This is a genomic window from Xylanibacter muris, from assembly GCF_013166605.1.
Lineage (GTDB): Bacteria > Bacteroidota > Bacteroidia > Bacteroidales > Bacteroidaceae > Prevotella > Prevotella muris.
Map to the genome: position 1 here is coordinate 111,996 of NZ_JABKKF010000002.1, position 26,687 is coordinate 138,682.

A 26,687-nucleotide genomic window follows, 5' to 3' on the forward strand; every position below is an offset into this window, starting at 1 on the left:
TAAGCTGAAGGACAAAATAAATATGAAAAAAACACACAATAATAAGTGGGGCATTTCGTTATTTCCTAAGTAAGAATGACAGAAATGAGTAAGAACAGTTATCGCCATGTCTTGAAATATACGAGCCTCTTCGGCAGTGTTCAGGGGTTAAGTATCGTGGTAGGGTTAGTGCGTAATAAGATAACGGCATTATTTTTGGCACCGATGGGTATGGGATTGTTATCCATATTTTCCTCTGCATTGAATTTTGTCTCCACGTCAACAAATCTCGGCATTCCGTTTGGTTCGGTAAAACGGTTGGCTGAGGTGTTTGAAAACGGTAATGATGACGATAGGCGGCATATTGTCTGCGTTGTGCGGACGTGGAGTCTTGTTACCGGTTTGTTTGGGATGATTTTATGTGCGGTTTTAGGTCCGTTTTTGAGTAAATGGCTTTTTGATTTGGATGATAGACATTCTTTCTATTTCTTTCTGTTGGCCCCTGTTGTATTGATGAATGCCGTTACCGGAGGTGAGAGTGCAGTCTTAAAGGGGGCGCGAAATCTTGGGGTATTGGCCAGGATACAGATAAATACGGTTGTTGCGGCTCTTGTGGTGGCTGTTCCTTTTTATTATTTCATGGGTATAAGGGGTATTGTTCCTGTTTTGGTTTCGGTGGCTTTTTTCTCCATGATATTCACTCTATTCCATTCTTATCGTCTTTTTCCACCGGAGTGGAAGTATGGAAAGGATTTTATTGCCGGAGGAAAGTCAATAATAGATATTGGAATTGTTTTTGTTATTACCGGAATCGTGGCTACCGGAGCAGAAGTCTATATCCGTTCGTATCTTAAGGTGAACGGGGATTTGGATGCTGTCGGACTTTATTCAGCCGGATATATGATGGTTGTCACCTATGGCGGTATGATTTTTTCAGCGATGGATACGGATTATTATCCAAGGCTTTCTTCTGTATGTAATGATTTTGCGGCCATGAATATTATGGCTAACCGTCAGATGGAGGTTTCCATGTTGCTTGTTTCACCGATGCTTGTTATTCTGATAATCAGTCTGCCTGTTGTCATTCCTTTGCTTTTCAGCAGCCGTTTCTCCGCAGTGATTCCGATGGCTCAGGTTGCGGTGTTCTCGATGTTTTTCAAAGCTATGTCGCTTCCTCTTGCCTACATATCGCTTGTTAAATCGGATATGATTGCATATCTTATAATGGAAATATTATTCAGTGTTGTAATGGTGTGGCTTGTGATGTTTTTTTATGGCCTTTGGGGGTTATGGGGAGCTGGCATAGCATTGTCAGCATCGCATTTATTTGAGTTGGCGGTGATATATCTTTTTGTGTTTTTCAAGTATCATTATGTTCTTTCCCGTAATGTGTTGCGTTACATTGCTGTTTTCCTGCCGATGACTGTAATTGCATATATTATAACCTTTATTGATTGTTGTTTGTGGTATTACTGGGTGTCGGGAACATTAGTTTCTATAGCGGGTGTCATGGTGTCGTTTTTCGTTTTAAAGAAAAAGTTGAAATCTGTGGATAATATCCGGGTAGGCTCTTGATATGGTGTGGAGACGGTCGTTATAAAAAACAAAATGCTTCCACTTCCCAGTGAAAGCATTTTTTCAATAGGTATTAGTCCCTTTAAGGTAAAAAGATTGTATTCAGGATAACGATTGCAAAGATAACATGTTTTTTTTATATTTCCAAATATATTTTAATGTTTTATGATAAAAAGATAAAACAAATTGCGCCATAAGGGATATTATTCCTTTATGGCGCAATTGTTATCGTTAACACCGTTATTTGTCATCTCTATCTTATTCTGTCTGCTGCTTTAACCAGCTTCTCATCTGACATTATGGCCTTGCGTGCCAATAAATATAAACCACCGGATATAAGTGGAAAAACAGCCGGAAACTCGAACGAGAATGTCTTGAACAGGCTTGAGGATTCCTCTGTGCCTACATATACTTGGCTGAATACGAAATATACTACATACCATCCGGCTATCAGCAATGTGTTGAACACACAAAAGCGTGCCTGAGCTATTCGGTTATTGTACATGAATATGGAATATAGTCCTGAGGCGGCAGACATGAGAAGTATGGCGAACATCGGCCATACCCGAAAATCATGCAAGCCTTCTGCTCCGGTAATCCAAAGGTTGTATTCCCTGAAAGCAGACATGTTCATGTCTTCTCCGGTTGTGAATGTGCCAACGGAAAGGCTCAGACAGCATACTGAGAATACTACGGCAAGCAACAGGTATACTGTTTGTATGCGCTGAATCATAATACAGAATAATTATAATAGGATTTTATTTGATGTCGTCACCTGCCTGTTGTTGAGTTTGTGCCTCACGCCAGTAAATCTTATCCTCAATAAACTCCTGAGTGCTGAGTAGGGTCGGTTTGGGGAGCTTTTCATAGTAGCGTGAAATCTCTATTTGCTCACGGTTCTCAAAAACTTCATCCAGTCCGTCGTTATAAGACGCAAACTCTGCAAGTTTTTTGCTCAGGTCTTCCTTAATCTGAACTGAAATCTGATTAGCGCGTTTTGCGATGATGGCCACACTTTCATAAATGTTTCCTGTTTCATCACAAAGATCCATGATGTTGCGGGTCACGGTATTTACCGGTGCCTTTGATTTCTTGTAATCCATTATTTTTTATATTTTTTGAATATAAGATGTTTGTTTTCTAAAGTCGGTCCTATTTATATGTCAGGCAGTCTTCTACATGTCAGTCTTTTGTGAACTTCTTACATTTAGCGATGTATTGCTCTGCAAGTTCCTTGTCTTTGCTTTCCGGAAACTCGTTAATGAATCCGTAGCATTCATCCTCTGCATCACGATATCGCTCAAGGCGTTTTGCCTCAATGCTTTGCTCTGCCAGTTTGAACTTGCTTTTCATGATAAGCAGTGAGAATTCCTCACGCATGCTCATATACGGGTATGTCTTAAGGGCGTTTTGTGAGGTAATGATACAGGCTTCATAGTTGGAACCACCGTTTATGCAATTAAGGAAGTATCCTCCAAGGTTGTAATAAAGCTTTGCGGAAAGATATTCTTTTTGTACCAGTTTGTCCTGTAACTCAAACAGTTTCTTTGAGGCACTTTCCTTTAATTTAGAGTCTGGATAGAAATCAAGGAACTGCTGATATGCATTGATCGCGCCTATTGTTGGTGTCTGGTCAAGACGTGGTTCGGGTGTGCTCATGAAAAGAGACTGTCCGATATAGTATGCCGCCTGTTCCGCATATATTCCTTTGGGATAAGAAGAAAAATATTTTTTGAATGTTGCGGATGCGCTTTCATAATCGTTGTCGCAGAATTCAGCCATTGCAAGCATATAAAGACTTTCCTCGGCATTGTCTGTGCCTTTCTGGATTGCAACAAGTTCCTGAAGCAATGTTATTGCCTGATTATATTTTCCGCGTGCAAAGCATTCTTTAGCATATTCGTATTTATAATCATAATTATTTGTTTTATAAACACGGTTAAATTCTGAGGCGCAACTGCATAATAAGACTCCTGCACACGCCAATATGATGATGTTCTTCCTCATTCCTTGAATTTTGAGTTGCAAAAATACTAATTTCCATGCATATCTCAAAGTCTTTGGAATGATTTTTAATAAAAATACATCTTATTATAACGTTTATTAGACGGGAATATAGTAATTTTGCACCATTATGAGCGTATTCAAACTAACTTCCGATTATAAGCCTACCGGGGATCAGCCTGAAGCTATAAGGGAGCTGACGGATGGATTAAAACGTGGCGACAGGTCACAGGTCTTGCTTGGGGTTACCGGATCCGGCAAAACCTTTACTATGGCAAATGTAATAGCCAACAATGGAAAACCGACACTTGTGCTGAGTCATAACAAGACGCTGGCAGCGCAATTATATGAAGAAATGAAAAGTTTCTTTCCTGAAGACGCGGTAGAGTATTATGTAAGTTATTATGATTATTATCAGCCGGAAGCATATTTGCCTGGGTCGGATACTTATATTGAAAAGGATCTTGCCATAAACGAAGAGATAGACAAATTAAGACTGCGTGCTGTGACCTCTCTGTTGTCAGGTAGAAAGGACGTAATTGTGGTGTCTTCCGTAAGTTGCATATATGGTATGGGAAGTCCTGTGGCATTGTCTGAAAATATGATATCTATACATCGCGGACAACGTATGGATAGAAATGCTTTGTTGAGAAAATTGGTGCAGGCTCTGTATGTAAGAAACGATATTGAGCTTCAACGTGGAAATTTTCGGGTAAAGGGCGATACGGTTGATGTGGCGATTGCCTATAGTGAGGCTGTTTTGCGTATAACCTTTTGGGATGACGAGATAGATGGAATAGAGGAAATGGATCCGTACACGATGCACCGCATGGCGAAATTCGATGAGTATAAGCTTTATCCTGCAAATCTTTTTACCACTTCTCAGGAACAGACAAACGCAGCCATAAGGCAAATACAGGATGATCTTGTTTCTCAGGTGGATTTTTTTAAGGAAATCGGTGACAATATCAAGGCGGAAAGGATAAAGGAAAGGGTGGAGTATGACATCGAGATGATAAAAGAGCTTGGACATTGTTCCGGTATAGAGAATTATTCCAGGTACTTTGACGGGCGGAAAGCTGGTGAAAGACCTTATTGTCTGCTTGATTTCTTTCCGGATGACTATCTGATGATTATAGACGAGAGTCATGTCAGTGTTCCGCAGATAGGCGCCATGTATGGTGGTGACAGGGCACGTAAGCAGAACCTTGTCGAGTATGGTTTTCGTCTGCCGGCGGCTTTTGACAACCGTCCATTGCGCTTTGAGGAATTTCATGAACTGATAAATCAGGTAATATACGTGTCTGCCACTCCGGCAGACTATGAGCTTGGCGAGGCCGAGGGTGTTGTAGTCGAGCAGGTTATACGTCCTACCGGACTTCTTGATCCGGAGATAGTTGTAAGACCGAGTGAGAACCAGATAGATGACCTGCTTAATGAAATTGTAGTGCGTATTGAGCGCAGTGAACGTGTGCTTGTCACTACTCTTACGAAACGCATGGCGGAAGAGCTTTCGGAATATCTTCTGAATCACGGGGTCAATACGGCATATATACACAGTGATGTGGCGACACTTGACCGTGTCAGGATTCTGCAGGAGCTTCGTGAAGGTGTTTTTGATGTTCTTGTGGGAGTGAACCTTCTGCGTGAAGGTCTTGATCTTCCTGAAGTTTCTTTGGTGGCGATACTTGATGCCGACAAGGAAGGGTTCCTCAGGAGTCACCGTAGTCTTACCCAGACGGCTGGCCGTGCAGCGCGAAATGTAAACGGAAAAGTCATAATGTATGGCGACAATATAACAGCGAGCATGCAGATGACTATTGATGAGACGATGCGTCGCAGGATAAAGCAGATGCATTATAACGAGGAGCATGGAATAACACCGACCCAAATACGGAAACCGGTAAAGAGCAATGTATTGTCTGAGGAAACAGGCAAGAAGAATACTGCCGGCAAACAATATGATAAGGCATATTATGGATTGGAAGAAAGAATGGTGGCAGCAGACCCGATAATATTGAAGATGACAAGACCGCAACTTGAAAAAAGCATCGCTGACATGACAAAGCTTATGAAGGAGGCCGCTAAAAAGCTTGATTTCCTACAGGCTGCCCAATATCGTGATGAGATAGTGCGGATGCAAAAAGAGTTGGAAATTAAACAATGTTAATATGGGAAGCCGTAATCAGATGTTTTAATTTATTTTCATATCTTTGCATGAGATAAGCTTCATTTCTGCAATTTAAAGCAAGCTTTATCGCATTAGGTTTGCATATTATATAAGCATAACATAAAAAGAATAAATATTAAAATGAGACGAATATTATTGTCATTATTATTATGCCTTCCCTTATCGATGGCTGCACAGAATACTTGGGAAATGCCTGAACAGGTGCAGGACGGCAAGATTGTGAAGGTTCTCCCTGATCAGAAATATCTTGTGGGAGCGGTACCAGTGGTAGACGGCCGTGTGGTTTTTGATACTGTAATTAATGTTCCTGGAAAGAATGCCCGGCAGATACACGACATTCTTTTGGATTATATGACCAAGATAACAAAGGAAAAGAACCAGCTTGAACAGAGTCGTATAACGCTTGACGACAAGAACGAACGTATCATTTGCGGAACATATCAGGAGTGGCTTGTGTTCAAGAGTACGGCCCTGGTACTTGACAGGACACGTTTTATTTATAATATAATTGCAAAATATGAAGACGGGAAGGCTGAGATTACCCTTACACGGATATATTATCTTTACGATGAGGAACGCACCCCACAGTCTTATAAGGCAGAGGAATGGATAACGGATGAGTATGGTCTGAAAAAGAAAAAGAATGCTTTGTCGCGTGTGTCAGGCAAGTTCCGCAAAAAGACGATAGACAGAAAGGACTATCTGTTTAGAAAGTTTGCCGAGGTTTTAAAATAAATATACCGTATAGGTGACTTTTATAGTCTCAGGTGTATATTTTTATATATACGTTATTTCAAACAATCCCAATAAGATAAGATGTACAGAAGGTATACAGATAGCGGTGACGAGGAAGAGTATTCTGGTCCTGTTCCTCCACATAGCAGACTGAGAGAGGAAAATCAGCGGGACAGGTTTTTTGTTTTGCGAAACGTTCTTAATATAATTTGGATGCTGGGTGTCGTTGCCGGTATTGGAGTATATATGAAAGGCAACACGTTTATCGGAGGATGGATACTTGCTGTATCCATAGTTATAAAGCTTGTTGAAGTATCAGTCAGAATGATTAGATTCTGACTGATACTTCTGGAACAACAGAAATAGAAAATGAAACGTTTATTTTGGATTGTCATTCTGCTAAATGCCAGTCTTTGCTTGTGTCATGCCCAGGTTTTTAATGAGATGAACGAAGACGGGCAGATAAGGCAGCGCAGTGAAAACCGCAACTTCAACAAACATAATAATGACACAACACAGCGGAAAGAAATTCCGCGTGGGATTTATGTGTGGACCGTTGACCGTAAGTTCGGTGATATACGCCCTGCCACGGTTGACACTCTCCCTCATCTTTTTCAAAACACGATATTCAATACGGGTATATATGGAGAGTATAACACTACAGGCAACAACTATACTGCGCGTGAGAACAGGATTGTCATCGACAGACCGCTCGCAGAGCAGTTTATATTCACCCAGCCATATAGTTTTGTGATTAAGTCTCCCGATGCCCTTCATTTTACAAATACATTGTCACCGATAACTAATATTTCCTATGACAATTGCGGCAACAAGACAAATGGTGAGGACCATATCAATGCAAAGTTTGCTGTGAATGCCGGCAAGAGGCTCGGGTTCGGTTTCGATCTGAACTATCTTTATGCAAGAGGCTATTACGATAATCAGAGCACGTCTCACTTCGGGGCAACGTTTTATGCCTCATATCTTGGTGATAAATACAAGATGCATTCAGTATTCTCCACATATCATCAGAAAGTTGCGGAGAACGGTGGGATAACAGATGACAACTATATAACACATCCCGAGAGTTTTGATGATTCATATAGTGAGAATGAGATTCCGACAGTGCTTCACCGTAACTGGAACCGTAATGACAATATGCACTTGTTTCTCACTCACCGCTACAGTGTGGGGTTCTACCGCAGGGTGAAGATGAGTGACGAGGAGATCAAAGCACGTCAGTTTGCAATGGAGTCGAAGAAAGAAAACGAGGCGCGTAAGGCTGCTATGGAGGACGGTGAGCGGAACAGTAGGATTGCTGATAAACGTGGCAATGCTGCCGGTACTGATTTTGGACGCCCGGCTGGACGTCCCGAGAATGCGAGGATTGCCGGTGATGAGCCGGAGCCGGGCGGGCAGCAGGTGGATACGACGAGGATAAAGGTAGAATCAGCCGAGGCTATGGACAGTATGCTTATGGCAAAGGCCGTACAGGATTCCATATATGCAACGATGAAGGATGAGTTCGTGCCGGTGACAAGTTTCATCCATACTCTTGATGTTAACAAGTATAATCGTATATATCAGGCATACGAATCACCGGAGAACTACTATGCCGATACATATTATAACAGTATTGCTGACAGGGTGTACAGTGGCGACTCCATATACGATCAGACACGGCATCTTTCCGTCAGGAACATTTTCGGCATAGCCTTGCTTGAAGGTTTCAACAAGTGGGCAAAATCAGGCCTGAAGGTTTTTGCCTCCCATGAGTTGCGTAAGTTTGATATGCCTGATTATATCTCGGATAAACGCGATGTCACGGCATTGCATGGGTGGACAGAGAATTCTGTGAGTATCGGAGGACAGCTTCAGAAGACCGGTGGTGAGACATTCCATTATAACGCCATGGCTGAAACATGGATTGCCGGAGAGGATGCCGGACAGCTGAAGGCGGATTTCTCTGCAGATGTAAATTTCAGGTTCTTGGGTGATACGGTTACGCTTGCCGCCAAGGCTTATTTTTACAGACTGAATCCTACGTTTTATCAGCGTAACTACCATTCAAAGCATATATGGTGGGATAACGGTGGGATGTCGAAGGAGACACGCACCCGCATAGAAGGACTTTTCTCTTACAGGAAGACAAGGACAAGTCTGCGTGTCGCAGTGGAAGAGATACAGAACTATACTTATTTCGGCATGTCTTATAATGCCACTTCTGAGGGTCGTACTGAAATGTCGGCCGGTGTACACCAGTGCTCATCGAATATAAATCTTCTTACTGCGCAGTTGCGTCAGGATTTCCGTCTTGGTCCGCTTAATTGGGAAAATGTGGTAACATACCAGAATACCAGTCGTCAGGATGTGCTTCCGGTTCCGGATTTGAACGTATTTTCAAATTTATATCTGAAGTTTAAGATCGTAAAGGAGTTGTCGGTAGAGCTTGGAGGCAGCGTTACGTTTTTCACAAAGTATGATGCTCCTGACTTCTGTCCGCAATTAAACCAGTTTGCCGTGCAGCAGAATCCCGATAGCCGTGTGAGTCTTGGTGGCTATCCGTTCGTTGACGTTTATGCCAACATGCATCTCAAGCGTACGCGTTTCTTTATAATGTACAGTCATGTGAATGGTGGCAGTGGAAACAGGATGTATTTTCTCGTTCCTCACTATCCACAGAATGGAAGTGTAATGCGTTTCGGTCTGTCGTGGAACTTTTTTAATTGACGGATATCTGTCTTTACTCACAGGTTAATTGCTTTCTGATGTAAGGTCTTATAATAACAGGTGAGATTCTACATCATCTGTACCTTTATTCCTAATGAAAGTCCGAGAATGTCTCCCAGGCTTACCTTGCTGTCCTGGAACATTGCTCGGATGTATATGTCGCAAGTGCTTATCTCATAGAATGCCGTTATATTCTTTACGAACTTACGTTTGTTTTTGGGTGTTATGGCTGTGATGCGTTGGCCTACGAAAGCATTTATTCTTACTTTCGTGCTAAGAAATTGGTAGTATTTGTCTGGATAACGTTTGGGTTCGCGTCCCCAGAACTCGTGTCCGAATACGGTGTTGAAGTATATGCCGCATGACAGGGGTTCGATGTTGAACTTATCATCGAAGTCAAACCTCCAGGGTATGAAGTTTTGTTTTAGTGTCATTGTCATCTTGGCCCTGCTGCTGTTGAATTTCGGCAGATAGCCGAACAGCAGGTTTGTTTCATATTGCCGTCTGTTACCATAGTCCCATCCGATGCCGAGAGATATCTGTCCCATATTTCCTGCATATTGTGTTATGAGTTGTGTCGGTATGAGGAAGTTCCATAGTTTGCGGTATGTTTCCACCCTCCGGTCGTAAGGGCTTTGTCCTGATGTGTCTGCAATGTATGTGGAATCATTTTCGGAGTGGATGGTGGCGGGTCGGCCGGATGCAGCGCAGGGCGCTGTCACCGTGAACATAAGTATGCTAAAAATAAATGACTTCATGGTGATATTCTGTAGGGGTTATCTTAAATAGGAGATAGCTTCGCCGTGATGCACTTGGCGCTCCGTAGTAAATCAGGCCATCGCCATAGATGTCCTCTTCTTGCAGGCAATGGTCGTGTCCGTTAAGACAGAACATTATCCCCGGAAAACGGAGGATATAATGCTGGAAAGACTTTGCGACGTTATTGTTGAACTGTTCGCTGTATGGGCGTGCGTGCATGCACACTATTGTTCTGTCGAAAAGCTCTGTATCGGAAAGAATCTGAGTCTCCATGAAGTCGAAATTGGGTACTGCTGCAAGATAGTCGTATTCCGTTGCGTTTGTGTTGAGACATATAAACTTTATTCTGCCTGCAATGAAACTGAAATCCGTATTGCCGTACATAACTGAGTACACTTCGTTTCCTGTGCCGAGGAAGTCGTGGTTGCCTATAAGGGCAACGTATGGCATACGTAGCTTTGCGAGACGCTTGCGCTGCCAGATGAATTCCTTTGTGGTGCCGCAGTCGGTAAGGTCACCGCCATGTATAACGAAGTCTGCATCATTTCTGTTGTTAATGTCGTCTACCATGTCCTCCGTATCTCCGTAGGATCCGTGTGTGTCGCTGATGAAGGCTATTGTGAGCGTATCCTTGTTGAGGCAGTCGGCCTCTATACGCTTTATATTGTTTGCATTGATATTCTGCTCACCGTTGAAACGTGTGTCGTAGGGGTGGAAATCGAATAAGTCTCCGCATCCGTAAAGCAGGACGGATATGGCAATCCCATGTAGCAGCGTCTTGACTTTCATTATCGTTCTGTTTTTATGTGATGATACAATGCAGTCAGAAACTGCCTTATATGTTTTTGCCGGCTATGCAGTACTCTTCAGCATGATGGAATCATGTATTTACTTATACATGAATCTTTTTATGCTCTTTTTAGGAGTCTTTGCAAATTCTTCCTTGTGAATCTCTATTTCCGAGAGCTTGCAGTATGCCGGAAGTATTTCGTTCAGCTGTATCTTGTTTTGTTCCATGATTTCCTTAAGCCTTGTCTTGCCGGTTCCGTTTGCAGCAGCCTCATCGAAATCCGGATAGACTAATCCCACAAGCTTGTTCTCACGCTGTACTACCACGCTTTCCACTACGTATGGCATCGAATTGAGTTTGTCTTCAATTTCCTCAGGATATATGTTTTGTCCGTTTGAGCCGAGAAGCATGTTCTTAGAGCGTCCTTTTATGAATACGTTGCCATATTTATCCATTGTTCCCAGATCGCCTGTGTGATACCATCCGTCTGCATCAATGGTCTGTGCCGTGGCTTCGTCATTTTTGTAGTATCCGAGCATTACGTTCATTCCGCGTGCAAGAATTTCTCCGGGTATGTTCTCCGGGTCTTCACTGTTGATTCTCACTTCCATGTGTACGACCGGGCGTCCGCAGCTTCCCTGTACGAATGTCTTATAGTCGGAATAGCATATAATCGGCGCGCATTCTGTTGCACCGTATCCTACAGTATAGGGGAAATTTATTTCCTTGAGGAATCTTTCTATGTCTTGGTTGAAAGCCGCGCCTCCGATTATTATTTCGTAGAAGTTTCCTCCGAAAGCCTTTATCACTTCATCACATATTCTTTGCTGTACCTTTTTGTTGATGATCGGTGTGCGCAGCAGTAGTTTTATGCGGTTGTCCTGAAGTTTTGGGAGAACTTTCTTGCGTATGATTTTCTCTATCACGAGTGGGACAGCAATAATCACGGCCGGCTTTATGTCTGCAAATGCCTGGGCTATTATTGCCGGTGACGGCACTCGTGTGAGGTAGAACACATGGCAACCGTGAAGAAACTCGAATATGAATTCGAATGCCATTCCATACATGTGTGCCATCGGAAGAATGCTTATTATATTATCTCCGCGTTTTACGGTTTTTCCGAGAACGTTTTCCGCGAAGTCATAGTTGCTCCATAATGCCCTGTATGGAATCATTACTCCCTTGGAAAATCCGGTAGTCCCGCTGGTGTAGTTGATCATTGCCATCTCATTACCGTCAGTCTCACGGTAGTATTTTACATGTTCGCGGCGGAAATACTTGGGATATTTTTTCCCGAACATCTCGTTGAGGTGTTCGCGTGCGTATGTCAGCTTGTCTGTGCGTGATACTGCGAGGGAATAGTCCGGTATGTTTATTATTCCTTCAAGATTCTGCATTTTTGTAGCGTCAATCTGCGTTGCCACAACATCGCCAGTAAACAGTATCTTTGCTTCGCTATGGTTTACTATGTTATGGATTTGTTCAGGAGTGAATTCATGAAGTATCGGTACTGCCACGGCTCCGTAGGTGAGTGTTGCAAGAAACGCCACAGCCCAATTCGCGCTGTTACGTCCGCAGAGAGCTATTTTGTCTCCTTGTACAACACCGCTGTTCTCAAACAAGATGTGCAGCTTTTCAATCTTTCTTGCCACATCATGAAACTGTAAAGTCGCGCCCTTATAATCGGTCAGTGCATCAAAATCCCAGTTGTCAATGATGCTTTTTTCAATTATGGCATTGAAGTTCGGTGCTGTTTCCATATAAGTTTTATTCATTGTAAAGATAACGTTTGATACTCTTTTTGGGAGTTTTTGCAAACTCTTCCTTGTGGAGCCTTATCCCGGACAGACGGCAGTATGCCGGCATTGTTTCATTTATTTCCTGTCTGTTTTGTTCCATGATATCCTCCAGGTCTTTGTCAGTGAATCCGAGATTGTGTGCTTCTTCGTAATCGGGGTGTATCAATGCAATGAGTTTGTCCCCTTTCTGTATTATCAGGCTCTCGCTGACCATTGCCATTGAATTGAGCTTGTCTTCAATTTCTTCAGGATATACGTTTTGGCCGTTTGCTCCCAGTATCATATTCTTTATGCGGCCCCTTATGAACACGTGGCCGTCCGCACTCATTGTTCCGAGATCTCCTGTGTGATACCATCCTTCCTTGTCGAGAACTTCCGTTGTGGCTTTTTCGTTTTTGTAGTATCCGAGCATTACGTTTGTGCCTCGGGTTACGATTTCACCGGGAATGTTTTCCGGGTCAGGGCTGAGTATTTTCACTTCCATGTGACCGACTGCCGTTCCGCAGCTTCCAGGGATGAAGTCATTATAGTCGCTGAAAGTTATCAGCGGTGCACATTCCGTTGCTCCGTATCCTACAGTTATCGGAAAGTCGATGCTTTTAAGAAACTCCTCTATTTCCTGGTTCAGTGCCGCACCTCCGACGATCACCTCGTAAGCGTTGCCTCCAAACACATTCATTACCTGCTCGCATATCTTTTGTTTTACTTTCTTGCTTATGATAGGCATGTTGAGCAGAAGTCTCATACGGTTGTTCTGTATCTTCGGGAAAACCCCTTTTCGTATGATCTTGTCCACAACTAACGGCACCGATATCACAATTGCGGGGTGGACGTCTGCGAATGCTTGTGAGATTATTGCCGGTGAAGGCAGACGGGTGAGGAAGAAGAGATGACATCCGTGGCAGAACGGGAATATGAATTCTATTGCCATTCCGTACATGTGTGCCATGGGGAGAATGCTTAAGATAGGGCTTCCCTGTTTTATTTTGGTGCCTATGGCAGAGAAGCAGAAGTCGAGATTTCCCCAAAGGGCACGATAGGGGAGCATTACTCCTTTTGAGAATCCTGTTGTCCCGCTTGTGTAGTTTATAAGTGCCAGCTCTTCCGCCTTGTCTTTATGGTATTTTACATGGTTTGCACGGAAAGCGTTTGGATATTTTTTCCCGAAAAGCTCGTTCAGGTGCTCTCGTGCATACGTGAGTTTTTCAGAACGTGAAACGTTTATTGAGAAATCCGGAAGATTTATTATTCCTTCAAGGTCCGGCATGGCATCGGGAACAATAGTCTGTGCAACAAAGTCACCGATGAAGAATATTTTTGACCCGCTGTGGTTTACTATATTGTGTATCTGGTCGCTGTTGAACTCATGAAGAATCGGTACTGCCACGGCCCCGTAGGTGAGTGTCGCAAAGAATGCTACGGCCCAATGCGCGCTGTTGCGTCCGCATAAGGCAACCTTGTCTCCCTTTTTTAAACCACTGTTTTCAAACAATATATGTATTTTCTCGATTTTACGTGCCACATCGTGGAACTGTAAAGTTATGCCTTTATAATCGGTAAGAGCGTCAGAATTCCAATTCTCTTTGATGCTTTTTTCGATATAAGAGTTAAAACTGTGAAAAGTTGTCATTGCACATATTTATGATTCGTGTGCAAAGATAGTCTATTTTCTGCACACTTCAAAATTAAATGTGCAAAATCTATTCGTAGCGCATTGATTTTGCAGGATGTATATGTGAAATAAGATAGCTTGGAGCTATTAATACAAATACGCTTATTAACAGTGTGGAAATATTTATCAGTGCGAACAGCGGTATGTTTATTTCCACAGGAGCTGTATTTACATAATATGTTGCAGGGTCGAGGCTGACCATGCCTGTATACTTTTGGATGAGTATAAGGCCTATGCCGGCTATATTTCCCCATAGAAGTCCTTTTCCTATTATGAATACGGCAAACCACAGGAAGGTATGTCGTATGGTTTTGTCTTTTGCCCCGAGTGCCTTGAGTGTCCCGATCATCCCGGTTCGTTCAAGGATTATTATCAGAAGTCCGGAAATCATGGTGAATCCGGCAACGCACATCATAAGTATCAATATTACCCAGACGTTTATGTCGAGTAGTTCCAGCCATGAGAATATTTGAGGATAGCTTTCGTGTATTGTCTGCGAGGTGAACGTGTCTCCGTACTTGTCTGAAGTCCTGTTCACGTTTTCTATCACTTCTTCATTGATGCTTTCGAGCCTGTTAAAGTCTGTTACTGTCAATTCTGCTCCGGTGCACTGTTCAGGAAGCCATCTGTTCAGTTTGACGGCTGTCTGATAGTCGATGAAGCACATGCTGTTGTCAAACTGCGACATGTTTGTCTGGAATATTCCTGCAACCTTAAACCGTCTTGTGCTTACATTGTTGTCTGCAAAGAAATATGCAAACACCTTGTCGCCTGCTTTCAGCCGTAGCTTGTCTGCTGTCTGTTGTGAGATAAGAATATCGTATTTTCCTGATTTTCCATCGAATACAGGAATGGAGCCGTAATTGAGATTACTTTTTATGAATGCAGTATCGTATTCACGGCTAATGCCCTTGAACGATATGCCGAGAAAATCGGAATCGGTTTTCAGTATTCCTTGTGTCAGAGCATATCTCTGTACATGCTTCACCCCTTCTATGTGTCTCAACACATTAATCATGCTGTCGTCTATACATATAGGATACGGATCAGAGCTTTGCATTGTCAGAAAGTTCATGACCTGTATGTGGCTTCCGAATCCTATCACTTTGTCGCGTATACTATGTTTGAATCCAAGTACTACTGACACAGTGATAATCATTACTGCCAATCCTGTTGCCACTCCGATTGTGGCAATATGTATTGCAGGGCGGCTCACTTTGCGCTTGTCGCTTTTATTGCTGTATATGCGTCTTGCTATGAATAAAGGGAAATTCAATTTCTCTGTGGTGTTTGGGTTTAATGACTGATGTGTTCTGTTTTTTGAAGCAAATGTGCTTGTTTTATGATACTTCGCGTTTGTCTTTTCTACAGCCGTGGCGTTATTTATTCGCTGTCGACTCTTCCCGGATATGCCTCAAGTGCTTTTCTCAGAACGACAAGTGCTCTTGTAAGGTCTTCTTTTTTGAGGACGTATGCTATGCGTACTTGGTTGATACCTGCTTCGGGAGTAGTATAAAAGCCTGCGGCAGGAGCCATCATTACGGTTTCTCCTTCATAGTTGAAATCAGAAAGACACCACCGGCAGAACTTTTCGCTGTCATCGACGGGCAGTTTGGCAACAGTATAGAAAGCCCCCATGGGAATAGGGGAGTAAACGCCCGGTATCCTGTTGAGGCCGTCAATAAGGCATTTTCGCCTTTCGACATATTCATCGTAAACATCACGGTAGTATTCTTCCGGAGCGTCAAGCGAGGCTTCTGCCACAATCTGTCCTATTAGTGGAGGGGAAAGGCGTGCCTGACAGAATTTCATAACGGCCTTGCGCACTTCTTCATTCTTGGTGATAAGCGCTCCAATTCTTATTCCGCATTCCGAATAGCGTTTCGATACAGAGTCTATAAGTATGACATTCTGCTCTATGCCTTCCAAATGGCAGGCACTGATATATGGAGAGCCTGTGTAAATGTATTCGCGGTACACCTCGTCTGAAAATAGATAAAGGTCATATTTCTTTACAAGGTCGCGTATTTGGTTCATTTCCCGCCGTGTATACAGATAGCCGGTGGGATTGTTCGGATTGCATATCATAATTGCACGCGTACGGTCATTTATGAGCTTTTCGAACTTTTCAACTTTTGGCAAAGAAAACCCTTCCTCTATGGTTGTTGCGATGGTGCGTATCTTTGCGCCTGCAGATATGGCGAATGCCATATAGTTGGCGTATGCCGGTTCGGGAATGATTATCTCATCACCGGGATTAAGGCACGACATAAATGCGAAAAGCACAGCCTCGCTTCCGCCTGATGTAATGATAATGTCGTCTGCTGTCACATTTATGTTGTATTTCCTGTAATACTCCGTGAGCTTCTGCCTGTAGCTCAGATATCCCTGTGAAGGTGAATATTCCAGGATGGTGTTGTTTATGTGCTTTAGTGCGTCAAGACCGGCTTGCGGTGTTGGCAAATCCGGTTGCCCGATATTTAGGTGATACACTTTTATCCCTCTCTTTTTGGCTGCTGCGGCCAAAGGGGACAGTTTCCTGATGGGTGACTCCGGCATTTCGAGTCCGCGTACGGATATCTCCGGCATTTTAGTATAATTTTATGAGATTTTTTTCAAGTGCAAAGGTACTATTTATAATTTAAAATCAGTCAACTTAACATATTTTTTAACTCTCTGTGCTTCAATATCAATTTATTGAACTAATTTTGTGCTGCAAAAAATCGTTTTCCCATTAAGACTCTTTAAATATGCAATATTCATCTATGTATTTGGGGTGTCTTTAAATACGGGACGGAATACAATATGTTTAAATAAATAATAAGGATGAGAAGTAGGACTGCAAATTGGTTTGAATGCAAGATTCGTTATGAAAAAACTATGGAAGACGGCATGCAGAAGAAAGTCACGGAATCGTATACCGTAGACGCTCTTAGCTTTACTGAGGCCGAGCAGCGCATAATTGATGAGATGTCGTCATATATAAGCGGTGAGTTTGAGGTGGCTGATATAAAGAAGGCTGCATATAAGGAGATATTCTTCAGCGACCTTGATTCTGCAGACAGATGGTATAAGGCAAAACTTCAGTTTATCACAATAGATGAAAAGACAGAGAAGGAGAAACGTTCGAATGTAAACTATCTTGTGAATGCCGGAACTCTTAATGGGGCAGTAAAGAATATTGATGAGGTTATGGGAACCACAATGATAGACTATGCAATAGTGTCTGTGGCGGAAACCCAGCTGATGGATGTTTTTGAATATAAAAAGAAAGAAGCTGACGACAAACCGGAGTATGAGGGATGATATGGACTACGATGTCAGGAAACATTTGATTGAGGTCAGAAACACTCTGCCGGAACACGTCCGGCTTGTGGCTATAAGCAAGTATCACCCCGTTGAATGCATAGAGATTGCTTATAAGGAGGGACAACGTGTGTTCGGAGAAAGTCATGAACAGGAACTTTCAAGAAAATATGAGTGCTTGCCTAAGGATATAGAGTGGCATTTTATTGGACATCTTCAGACAAATAAAGTGAAGTATATCGCTCCTTATATTTCTATGATAGAATCTGTGGATTCGCTGAAACTTTTAAAGGAGATAAACAAACATGCCGAAAAGCACGGCCGTGTGATAGATGTCCTGCTTGAGTTGCATATTGCCGAAGAGGCTACGAAGTTTGGATTTACACCTGATGCGTGCCGGAAGTTCCTTGACGATGGAGAATGGCGTGATTTGAGAAATGTAAGAATATGTGGCTTGATGGCCATGGCATCGTTTGTTGATGACAATGAGCGCATACGCAGTGAGTTTTCTGTTGCGGAAGCGTTATTTCATGAAATAAAGGAGAAGTATTTTGCTGCGGACGATGCTTTTTGCGAACGTTCATGGGGAATGAGTGACGACTATATGATTGCGATGGAATGTGGAAGTACGATGGTGCGTATCGGTACCACTATTTTCGGTCCCCGGGTGTATTGATGTTATTCAAGACATAGTTTTAAATAAAACGAATGGCGGACTGCAAACATTATTGCAGTCCGCCATTCGTTTTATTTAACGAAGACCTTGCTGTTTCTTATATATATACCTTTCGGAAGTTGTCTTACATTGTTGTCCATGCGCACTCCGGATAGTGAAAATATGGTATTGTCTTGGTTCTGCGAATCGTTTGTTGTGGATTCTATGCCGACACCTCCATTCATGAACTTGAACGAGACGGTGCCGTTTTCTACATCTTCACTTATTGCTGTTATCGCCTTTGACATTCCTTCACCTGTATATACCCATGCCTTTGGTTGTGTGTTGTCGGTAAGTTCCGTATTGCCGGATGTTCCGGGATAAGGGTCGCCCGCAGCCTCTGCTTTATACATGTTGTTGCTGAATGTCTGACCACCGTATTTGTCGTATAGTGGCTTGTTCCATGATTTGAGGAAATCGTCATCGCTTTCGACAATATTCTCGGCTATGAAATATTCCGGTATGAATGTTCCGTCGGCGGCAATAAGTGTCATTCTTGGATGTCCTAACTCACTGTTTACCTTACATCCGCCTAAAGAAAATCTGTCTGCCTTGTAGTCTATATGGTATACCAGCATACCGTGTCCGAACAGATACCTGTTCCATCCCTGTTGCTGTACATTCTCGACGATGTAGTATTCATTTCCTGAAGGGTCATTGTCATTTATGATTTTGTATGCCTTTCCATTGTCGGCAAGTGTGCTCAAAGTGATGTCGCATGATATTTTCAGGGTGTCTATTGTGGTCCATCCGAACGCTTCCCGTTCCCAGGCTGAGTACTCTGTCGGGCGATAGCCGTTGAATGTATATTCTCCGGCATCCATCAAATCCCAATAGTCAAGATTGTGGTCGATACTTCTTTCAGCAAGGCTTCCTGGCGTCGGATAGAGGTCAGGAAGTCCCATGCAATGGGAAAACTCGTGGCAGAAAAGGCCAATGCCGTTGATGAGCGGTCCGTTGGCCTGATCTTCCGGTGTTCCGTTCAATTCATTGTTGACGCCATATCTGCATACACCCTTTCCATCGATGCTTATACCATATAAAGTTCCTGATTTTGGATATATGCAGTCTTCTGAGTTTCCGGCAATGCTTTCAGAGAATCCGGCATATATTATGTATATGAGGTCAATGTTTCCATCGTTGTTGCTGTCATATTGTGTGAAGTCCGCCATGTTTTCCGCAGCTGCGCATGCATCGCTGAACAGGGCGGTCATATTTTCCGTTCTTCCGTAATATGACATCGGTTTTTCTAATTGTATAGGACCATATACATCAAATTGTGGAGTGAACTTACCGTGGCTCATGTCTGAGAAATACTTCTTTACGCTTCCATAGTTCCTTCCCATGTCTTTATCCGTATTTTTGTCAAACAGAGCTTCGGCGTTAAGATATTTGTTGAATGTGTTTTTGGGGTCGGACACACTGAATGGCACATCGCTGAATTGTACCAGGAGTACAGGAACTTTCGGGTTTCCTGTATGAGGGAAAAGGGTAGGGTTGTTCTCTACCGGTTCGCGCATGATTCTTCTTTTCTCTCTGTTCCCATTGAGCTTTTCCGCAAACAGTTGTTTGTCTTGCAGCAAAATGAGCTCTTTTTCTTCTATATTCCTTTGATGAATGTCGTGTGCGAGTACTCCCGTGGATGCCAGCATTCCGTTGTCATCTACTTTTGCAATAAAATATCCTTTACTTTCTTGCACGAGAAGTACACCGTCTGTGGTTGTAAGATAATGAAAATCCTCGTCTCCGAAACCTTTAATGGTTATTGTGGTTCCGTCTGCCTGCCGCACCTTTGTCGCACCGGGCTTCATTTTTACAGCCCAGCCGATGGCTGAGGTGAAAATGAAAATGAATGTCATTAAGTATTTCATGTTCCTTTGTTGTTTATATTCTTTCTGATTTGGTTTATCAATAACCTTTGTTACAGGTCATATTCTTTGCCTGTTTCTTTTTTGAAGTAATACTGTCCTCTTTTTGCGGTTATCGGACCATAGTTTATTGCATGTACGGGACAATGGTGATAACAGGCGAGACATGTTGTGCAGGTTCCGTTTCTGTTCCATGATGGAAGTTTTTTGTCCTGCGTATTCTCATTCCTGTTCCTTGGTTCCATTATAATGTTGTTTGTCGGACATGCTTTCATACATTTTCCGCAGCTGATGCATTTTTCTGTATCAACTCTGAACGGTTTGTCCGTTATCATATATTTATTAAAGAACGCGCCTATTATATGTGACAGCACAAAAGGCATTGTTCCCTTTTTTGTTTCTTCAATGGCTGTCTCTCTTTTTTCTATGACAGATGCAATTCTTTCGATTTGCTTTTCTGCATTTTGGATTTTCTCGTTTGCTTTTTCTTTTGAATCAGTATCCATGAAAGGCAGGCATACGTATGACTCGGGCATAATGACAGAAAAGGCGGAGTCTGTATTTAATCCCTTTGCGTTAAGTTCATTATTGAGTATCTTTATAGTGTCACCGATATTATCTCCACAGGAACATACTGCAAAGCAATAATGTCGCTGTGGCAGGTCAATCTTCAAGTTCCTTATGAATTGTCTTACGATATGTGGCGGTTGCCATCCGTGAACAGGAAAACAAAAACCGATACGTTCGTTTGCTTTCAGATGGTAGACATGATTAGTTGAATTTTTTTCTGCTATTGCGATTAATTCTTCATTTAAACGTCCCGATAGTTTTTCTGCTATCCATCTGGTATTGCCTGTGCCTGAAAAGTAGAAAATCATGTTACAAAGATACGATATGTTGCAGAAAGGACAAAATATTTATGTGTTAAAATGTATATATCATGCTTTTTTTGAAAAAACATACGAAAAAATTTGGAATAAAAGAAAAAACTTACTACCTTTGCACTCGCAAATAAGGAATGGTACCTTGGCCGATCGGTTAGGTAACGGTCTGCAAAACCGTGTAGAGCAGTTCGACTCTGCTAGGTACCTCAAAGTAAAAAGAGCTGTGTTTCATTGAACATAGCTCTTTTTTTCTTTGCGGGAAAATCCGTTGCTCCCACTTATTCAATATATGGTTTTAAAATAAAACTATTAAGGTTGCAACATCGCCTCATAGGGATTGTTGCAACCTTAACAATTCTTTTATATAGCTTTAAAGCTAAGGATTAATCCTCAACAGCAGCCTGCGCCGCAGCCAAACGTGCGATTGGCACACGGAATGGAGAGCATGATGCATAATCCATACCAACCTTAGCACAGAACTTCACTGATGAAGGTTCGCCTCCGTGCTCACCGCAGATACCTGTACGCATTCCAGGACGTACGGCGCGGCCTTTTTCCACAGCCATCTTGATGAGCTGTCCGACACCATTCTGATCCAAAACCTGGAACGGGTCTACCTTAAGAATCTTCTTGTCAAGATATGCCGGCAGGAAGCTTGCGATATCATCGCGTGAGTAACCGAATGTCATCTGTGTCAGGTCGTTTGTTCCGAATGAGAAGTATTCTGCTTCAGAAGCTATGCGGTCAGCAGTAAGTGCAGCACGCGGAATCTCGATCATTGTTCCAACCTCAAACTCAACCTCTATGCCTTCTTCTGCAAATACTTCCTTGGCTGTCTTCATGATGATTTCCTTCTGCTGTTTGAACTCATAGAGAATACCAATCAGAGGCACCATGATTTCCGGTTTCGGGTCTTTGCCGTCTTTTTTCAATTCGCATGCCGCGCTGAGTATGGCACGTGTCTGCATGGCTGTTATTTCGGGGAATGTAATACCGAGGCGGCATCCGCGATGACCAAGCATCGGGTTGTTTTCTGCAAGGCTTGCAACACGCTTCTGTATTTCCTCAACACTTACACCCATTTCTTCTGCCATAATTTGCTGGCCTTTCAAGTCATGCGGTACGAACTCGTGAAGTGGCGGGTCAAGCAGGCGGATGTTCACCGGACAGCCGTCCATAGCATCCAAGATGCCCTTAAAGTCGGCTTTCTGATACGGAAGAAGTTTTGCAAGGGCTTTCTCGCGTCCTTCAACAGAATCTGCGAGAATCATCTCACGCATGGCAACAATCTTCTGATCTTCAAAGAACATGTGCTCTGTACGTGTAAGTCCTATACCTTTCGCACCGAATGAGCGTGCCACCTGTGCATCGTGTGGAGTGTCGGCATTTGTACGTACCTGGAGTTTGGTATATTTGTCGCAGAGATCCATCAGGGCCTTGAAGTCACCTGAAAGCTCAGCCGCCTTTGTCGGAATCTCGCCTGCATAAACCTGTCCGGTAGAACCGTTAAGTGAAAGATAGTCGCCTTCCTTATATATTACACCTTCTACTTCAACAGTCTTGTTCTTGTAATTTACATTGATTGCACCGGCACCGGATACACAGCACTTACCCATACCGCGGGCAACAACCGCTGCATGTGATGTCATACCTCCGCGGGCTGTAAGGATGCCCTCGGCAGCAGACATACCTGCCAAATCTTCAGGGGATGTCTCAATACGTACCATGATTACACGATGGCCGTCGTCACGCCATTTCTGTGCGTCATCCGCATGGAACACAATCTGTCCGCAGGCCGCACCGGGTGAGGCGGGCAGACCCTGTGTGATTACCTTGGCTTTCTTAAGAGCCTCTTTGTCGAACACCGGATGCAGCAGTTCGTCAAGCTTCTGAGGCTCACAGCGTAAGAGTGCTGTCTTTTCATCAATTTCACCTTCGCGGAGCAAGTCCATGGCAATCTTTACCATGGCAGTGCCTGTGCGCTTTCCGTTACGTGTCTGGAGGAACCACAGCTTGCCTTCCTGTACGGTGAATTCCATATCCTGCATATCATGGTAGTGCTTCTCAAGCTTGTGCTGCAAAGCGTTAAGGTTGGCATAGATTTCAGGCATAGCCTCTTCCATTGAAGGATATTTGCTTGCGCGCTCTTCCTCGCTGATGCCTTGCAGTGCTGCCCAACGCAGTGAGCCTTCCTTGGTAATCTGCTGCGGTGTGCGGATACCGGCAACCACGTCCTCGCCCTGTGCGTTGACAAGGTATTCTCCGTTGAAGAGGTTTTCTCCCGTTGCGGCATCGCGGCTGAAACATACACCGGTTGCGGATGATGCGCCCATGTTTCCGAACACCATGGCCTGTACGTTTACGGCTGTACCCCATTCTGCAGGTATGCCTTCCATCTTACGGTAAAGGATGGCGCGGTCGTTCATCCATGAGTCAAACACAGCGCAGATAGCGCCCCAAAGCTGTTCCATCGGATTTGTCGGGAATTCCTTGCCGGTCTGTTCTTTGATGGCAGCCTTGAACTTCTCAACGAGCTGCTTAAGCTCGTCGATGGTCATCTCGTTGTCAAGCTTGATGCCTCTCTGTGCCTTTACTTCCTCTATGATGGCCTCAAACGGGTCGATGTCTTCTTTGTTTACCGGTTTCATGCCGAGTACAACATCACCGTACATCTGCACAAAACGGCGGTAGCTGTCATACGCAAAACGCTCGTTACCTGTTTTTCTTGCAAGTCCGGCAACCACCTCATCATTAAGACCAAGGTTTAGGATTGTGTCCATCATGCCCGGCATAGATGCGCGTGCGCCGGAACGTACGCTGACAAGAAGAGGATTTTCTATATCACCGAATTTGCTGTCCATCAGATTCTCGATATGATGAACGGATTTGATTACTTCGTCCTGCAGCAGATTAACAACAATATCCTTGCCCTTCTCAAAGTATTCGTTGCATACATCGGTGGTGATAGTGAATCCGGGAGGTACGGGAACTCCGATAAGGTTCATTTCCGCCAAGTTGGCACCTTTTCCTCCAAGCAGATTTCTCATATCTGCTTTTCCTTCGGCATTTCCATTACCGAAGGTATAAACTCTTTTTTCATTCATAAGTTAGTTTATATTATTTCCGTTTTTAATTATAAAAGTTTTTATATTATGCAAATATAAGGCTTTTCCTTTTTACGTGCAAGAAAAACAGTGAAAAATTGCAAAGTGGGTATTGCATTTTCGCTGTTTTGTCTTTTGCCGGCTATATGCTTTACATATATTGTCTGCTGTTATATGTCGGCAGCCGTTTGTCGTCTTGTTGGATGCCATGCATGTAGATGCCTGTCCGGAAAGCTGTAATGTAGTTCGGGATTAAGTGCTTTTGTGCAGGTCGGCGAATTTGTCTCATTTAATATTTGCGGTTAAAGAATTTTCATTGCAATCCATGCACATGCTTCAGCATCTGCCAGTGCGTGATGATGTTTTTTTAATTGATAGCCGCATGCCGCCGCTACGGTATGCAGCTTGTGGTTTTCCAATTCTGGCATTTTGCGGCGTGAGACGCTGAGTGTGTCATGAAATTCGTAGTCGGGATAAACCATCTGATAAACCCGGAACACTGCTTTCAGACACCCCTCGTCGAAAGGCCTGTTATGGGCAACGAGCGGAAGCCCGTCTATTAATGGCTCTATATGTGACCAGACGAATGGAAATACCTGTGCGTTGTCTGTATCTTTCCTGCATAGGCCATGTACTTGTGAGCACCAATAGTTATAATAGTTCGGCTCAGGTTGTATCAGTGAGTAAAAAGAGTCTGTAATCATTCCGTTTCTTACGATGACAATTCCCACAGAGCAGACGGATGAACGCTCATTATTGGCCGTTTCGAAATCTATTGCTGCAAAATCCTTCATTATCTGATTAAAAGCGGTGATGTTTTATTTGTTGTTTTCTGCAAAAGTACAATAAATCAGCGTAAGTCGTGGCACAAATTCCGCTTTTTCATTGTTATTTTAAACTGTGCGTTTGAATAAACGCTACGCCCCGGCATAGCCAAAACAAGTTTTATATCTTCATTCAGCTTGCGGTTTTTTATTTTAAACATTAATTAAGTCTGCCGTTTTAGGCCGGCAGGTCGGGTAATAATATCTTTTTCTGTTGTATTTTGTATTAATGCCGCATTTGTGTTCTTTTAAAAACTTATATAATAGATTTCATATATGATGTAAAATTTGTAATTTTGCAGTCAAATTTATAATATATATAATGAGTAGAAAGAAGAAACCATTGCCAATATTGGAGAATGTGACTATAACGGATGTGGCGGCGGAAGGAAAATCCTTGGCCCGTGTAAATGACATTGTTGTATTTGTGCCTTTTACTGTGCCCGGTGATGTCGTGGACTTGCAGGTCAGAAAGAAACGCCACAGCTATTGGGAAGCGGAAGTGATACGTTTTGTCGAATATAGCAAGGTGCGTGTGACTCCTTTTTGTGAGCACTTTGGGGTGTGCGGAGGATGCAAGTGGCAGAACCTGCCATACGAAGAGCAGTTGAAAGCAAAGCAGAAGCAGGTGCACGACCAGCTTGTAAGGATTGGCAAGGTGGATCTTCCCGAATTCAGGCCTATACTTGGCTCTGTGAAGACAACGGAATACCGCAACAAACTGGAGTTCGGGTGCTGCAATAAACGCTGGCTGACAAAAGATCAGATTGCTTCCGGTGTGGAGTATGATAATATGAACGGCATCGGTTTTCATATAACAGGTGCGTTTGACAAGATTCTGCCTATAGAGAAATGTCATCTTATGGATGATTTCCATAACAGGGTGCGGAACAGCATCCGTGACTATGCTTTTGATAACGGTCTGACTTTTTTTGATCTGAGAGCTCAACACGGACTTCTCAGAGACATTATAATAAGAAATTCCAACACAGGGGAATGGATGCTTATAGTGCAGTTCCATTATGATGAGGAGGGTGACGAAGAGCGTGCCAGGAGACTTATGGAGCATATCGCCGGAGCTTTTCCTGAGATTACGGCACTTATGTATGTAAACAATCAGAAGTGCAACGATACCATCGGTGACCAGGAAGTGGTGGTGTTCAAAGGTAACGGCTATATTTTTGAAACAATGGAGGACTTGAGGTTCAAGGTCGGTCCTAAGAGTTTCTATCAGACCAATACCGAGCAGGCTTACCTTCTTTATTGTGTGGCACGTGAGTTTGCCGCACTTACGGGTAATGAATTGGTATATGATCTCTATACCGGTACCGGCACTATTGCCAACTTTGTTGCCGGTAAGGCACGTAAGGTTATCGGTATAGAATACGTGCCGGAGGCGATTGAGGATGCAAAAGTAAATTCAGAGATTAACGGTATCGGCAATACCCTGTTTTATGCAGGAGACATGAAAGATATTCTTACTGATGAGTTTATAGCAGCCCACGGGCGTCCGGACGTGATAATAACAGACCCGCCACGGGCAGGAATGCATCAGGATGTTGTAGATACGATACTGCGGGCACAGCCTCTGCGGATAGTTTATGTCAGCTGTAATCCGGCCACTCAGGCCCGTGACCTGTCGCTGCTTGACAAGGCTTATCGGATTGTTGCGGTACAGCCGGTCGACATGTTCCCCCATACACCGCATGTGGAGAATGTTGTATTGCTTGAAAAGAGAGGATAGGGTATTGG

Annotated in this window: 21 protein-coding genes and 1 tRNA gene; 9 read left to right on the plus strand and 13 right to left on the minus strand. The window is 43.3% G+C overall.

Annotated features, from left to right (window positions below; genetic code table 11):
• Positions 1–84: 84 nt before the first annotated feature.
• On the plus strand, positions 85–1,554 hold the full coding sequence (locus HPS56_RS02545) for an oligosaccharide flippase family protein (protein ID WP_172273401.1): 1,470 nt from the start codon (positions 85–87) through the stop codon (positions 1,552–1,554).
• A gap of 253 nt (positions 1,555–1,807) precedes the next feature.
• Here HPS56_RS02545 and HPS56_RS02550 read toward each other — a convergent pair whose 3' ends face one another.
• The 3 genes from HPS56_RS02550 to HPS56_RS02560 all read right to left on the minus strand — a co-directional run bounded on the left by HPS56_RS02550 (position 1,808) and on the right by HPS56_RS02560 (position 3,561).
• A complete protein-coding gene (locus tag HPS56_RS02550; RefSeq protein WP_172273404.1) occupies positions 1,808–2,287 on the minus strand; it encodes a DUF4293 domain-containing protein in 480 nt (159 codons plus the stop codon).
• Between the two features lie 25 nt (positions 2,288–2,312).
• A complete protein-coding gene (locus HPS56_RS02555; protein WP_172273406.1) occupies positions 2,313–2,657 on the minus strand; it encodes a DNA-directed RNA polymerase subunit omega in 345 nt (114 codons plus the stop codon).
• Positions 2,658–2,736: 79 nt separating this feature from the next.
• Complete coding sequence (locus HPS56_RS02560; protein WP_172273408.1) at positions 2,737–3,561, minus strand: outer membrane protein assembly factor BamD; 825 nt, start codon at positions 3,559–3,561, stop codon at positions 2,737–2,739.
• A gap of 127 nt (positions 3,562–3,688) precedes the next feature.
• Between HPS56_RS02560 and uvrB the strand changes: the two genes are divergently transcribed.
• The 4 genes from uvrB to HPS56_RS02580 all read left to right on the plus strand — a co-directional run bounded on the left by uvrB (position 3,689) and on the right by HPS56_RS02580 (position 9,214).
• On the plus strand, positions 3,689–5,728 hold the full coding sequence (uvrB, locus tag HPS56_RS02565) for an excinuclease ABC subunit UvrB (protein ID WP_216655746.1): 2,040 nt from the start codon (positions 3,689–3,691) through the stop codon (positions 5,726–5,728).
• A gap of 141 nt (positions 5,729–5,869) precedes the next feature.
• Positions 5,870–6,484 carry a DUF4468 domain-containing protein gene (locus tag HPS56_RS02570; protein ID WP_172273410.1) on the plus strand — a complete coding sequence of 205 codons (615 nt, stop codon included), beginning with the start codon at positions 5,870–5,872 and terminating at the stop codon, positions 6,482–6,484.
• Positions 6,485–6,565: 81 nt separating this feature from the next.
• A complete protein-coding gene (locus tag HPS56_RS02575) occupies positions 6,566–6,823 on the plus strand; it encodes a hypothetical protein (RefSeq protein ID WP_172273412.1) in 258 nt (85 codons plus the stop codon).
• Between the two features lie 30 nt (positions 6,824–6,853).
• Complete coding sequence (locus tag HPS56_RS02580) at positions 6,854–9,214, plus strand: putative porin (protein ID WP_172273414.1); 2,361 nt, start codon at positions 6,854–6,856, stop codon at positions 9,212–9,214.
• Positions 9,215–9,282: 68 nt separating this feature from the next.
• Here HPS56_RS02580 and HPS56_RS02585 read toward each other — a convergent pair whose 3' ends face one another.
• From HPS56_RS02585 to HPS56_RS02610, 6 genes are all read right to left on the minus strand, one after another.
• Complete coding sequence (locus HPS56_RS02585; protein ID WP_172273416.1) at positions 9,283–9,972, minus strand: hypothetical protein; 690 nt, start codon at positions 9,970–9,972, stop codon at positions 9,283–9,285.
• Positions 9,953–10,762: a metallophosphoesterase family protein gene (locus HPS56_RS02590; protein WP_172273418.1), complete on the minus strand. Its 810-nt coding sequence runs from the start codon at positions 10,760–10,762 to the stop codon at positions 9,953–9,955. Before HPS56_RS02590 ends, HPS56_RS02585 begins: the two co-directional genes overlap by 20 nt.
• A gap of 99 nt (positions 10,763–10,861) precedes the next feature.
• Positions 10,862–12,523 carry an AMP-binding protein gene (locus tag HPS56_RS02595; RefSeq protein ID WP_172274203.1) on the minus strand — a complete coding sequence of 554 codons (1,662 nt, stop codon included), beginning with the start codon at positions 12,521–12,523 and terminating at the stop codon, positions 10,862–10,864.
• A 7-nt stretch (positions 12,524–12,530) separates the two neighbouring features.
• The gene (locus HPS56_RS02600; RefSeq protein WP_172273420.1) at positions 12,531–14,192 is read right to left on the minus strand and encodes an AMP-binding protein; all 1,662 of its coding nucleotides are present in this window, start codon (positions 14,190–14,192) and stop codon (positions 12,531–12,533) included.
• A 70-nt stretch (positions 14,193–14,262) separates the two neighbouring features.
• Positions 14,263–15,510 (minus strand): ABC transporter permease, encoded by a 1,248-nt coding sequence (locus HPS56_RS02605; RefSeq protein ID WP_172273422.1) that lies wholly within the window; start codon positions 15,508–15,510, stop codon positions 14,263–14,265.
• Positions 15,511–15,617: 107 nt separating this feature from the next.
• Entirely contained in the window at positions 15,618–16,823 is a 1,206-nt protein-coding gene (locus tag HPS56_RS02610; protein ID WP_172273424.1) for a pyridoxal phosphate-dependent aminotransferase, read from the minus strand.
• Positions 16,824–17,060: 237 nt separating this feature from the next.
• On the opposite strand from HPS56_RS02610, the gene HPS56_RS02615 reads away from it, so the two are divergent.
• Entirely contained in the window at positions 17,061–17,540 is a 480-nt protein-coding gene (locus HPS56_RS02615) for a DUF4494 domain-containing protein (RefSeq protein WP_172273426.1), read from the plus strand.
• 1 nt (position 17,541) lies between these two features.
• Positions 17,542–18,216 carry a YggS family pyridoxal phosphate-dependent enzyme gene (locus HPS56_RS02620; protein ID WP_172274206.1) on the plus strand — a complete coding sequence of 225 codons (675 nt, stop codon included), beginning with the start codon at positions 17,542–17,544 and terminating at the stop codon, positions 18,214–18,216.
• 71 nt (positions 18,217–18,287) lie between these two features.
• Here the strand turns inward: HPS56_RS02620 and HPS56_RS02625 are convergent, their stop codons facing one another.
• The gene (locus HPS56_RS02625; protein ID WP_172273428.1) at positions 18,288–20,126 is read right to left on the minus strand and encodes a M6 family metalloprotease domain-containing protein; all 1,839 of its coding nucleotides are present in this window, start codon (positions 20,124–20,126) and stop codon (positions 18,288–18,290) included.
• A 50-nt stretch (positions 20,127–20,176) separates the two neighbouring features.
• Positions 20,177–21,001 (minus strand): EFR1 family ferrodoxin, encoded by an 825-nt coding sequence (locus HPS56_RS02630; protein ID WP_172273430.1) that lies wholly within the window; start codon positions 20,999–21,001, stop codon positions 20,177–20,179.
• A gap of 142 nt (positions 21,002–21,143) precedes the next feature.
• On the opposite strand from HPS56_RS02630, the gene HPS56_RS02635 reads away from it, so the two are divergent.
• Positions 21,144–21,214 (plus strand) — tRNA-Cys (locus tag HPS56_RS02635).
• Positions 21,215–21,390: 176 nt separating this feature from the next.
• Here HPS56_RS02635 and ppdK read toward each other — a convergent pair.
• On the minus strand, positions 21,391–24,111 hold the full coding sequence (gene ppdK, locus HPS56_RS02640; RefSeq protein ID WP_172273432.1) for a pyruvate, phosphate dikinase: 2,721 nt from the start codon (positions 24,109–24,111) through the stop codon (positions 21,391–21,393).
• A 302-nt stretch (positions 24,112–24,413) separates the two neighbouring features.
• On the minus strand, positions 24,414–24,905 hold the full coding sequence (locus HPS56_RS02645; protein WP_172273434.1) for a 3'-5' exonuclease: 492 nt from the start codon (positions 24,903–24,905) through the stop codon (positions 24,414–24,416).
• A gap of 352 nt (positions 24,906–25,257) precedes the next feature.
• Here HPS56_RS02645 and rlmD point away from each other — a divergent pair, with 352 nt between their 5' ends.
• Complete coding sequence (gene rlmD, locus HPS56_RS02650) at positions 25,258–26,679, plus strand: 23S rRNA (uracil(1939)-C(5))-methyltransferase RlmD (RefSeq protein WP_172273436.1); 1,422 nt, start codon at positions 25,258–25,260, stop codon at positions 26,677–26,679.
• Positions 26,680–26,687 lie beyond the last annotated feature (8 nt).